1 pseudogene is annotated in these 312 nt (G+C 60.9%); it reads right to left on the bottom strand.

Going from position 1 to position 312, the window contains the following annotated elements:
- A pseudogene (locus X735_RS1000000169180) lies at positions 1–230 on the bottom strand (hypothetical protein); the annotation flags it as partial.
- Positions 231–312: the final 82 nt, after the last annotated feature.

The following is a 312-nucleotide window of genomic DNA, read 5'->3' on the forward strand; positions in this document are numbered from 1 at the left end:
GTGCGCAACTTGCCGGCGCGGACCTGCTTGCGGCTGAAGAAGCGGACATGCTCGGCGCGTTCGGGCACCAGGATGTCGGCGATGATTTCCGTATGATAAATGACGGCGGAAGATGGTGTCCGGTCGGCTTTCCGGGATTTTCCCAACCACGGCAGCCTCATCCGATCGGTGTCCACCTGTTCTTGCGTGCGTCCGGAAATCGCTTTACTGCGTCTGCCACGGGCGCGCAATCGGCGCCGGCAAGGCCATGGTGAACGCCATTCAGGGTTCGAACTTGAAACAGGCCCTATCGGTAGCACTTCCCCAACTGGC

The sequence above is a fragment of the Mesorhizobium sp. L2C084A000 genome (genome assembly GCF_000502875.1).
Taxonomy (GTDB): Bacteria; Pseudomonadota; Alphaproteobacteria; order Rhizobiales; family Rhizobiaceae; genus Mesorhizobium.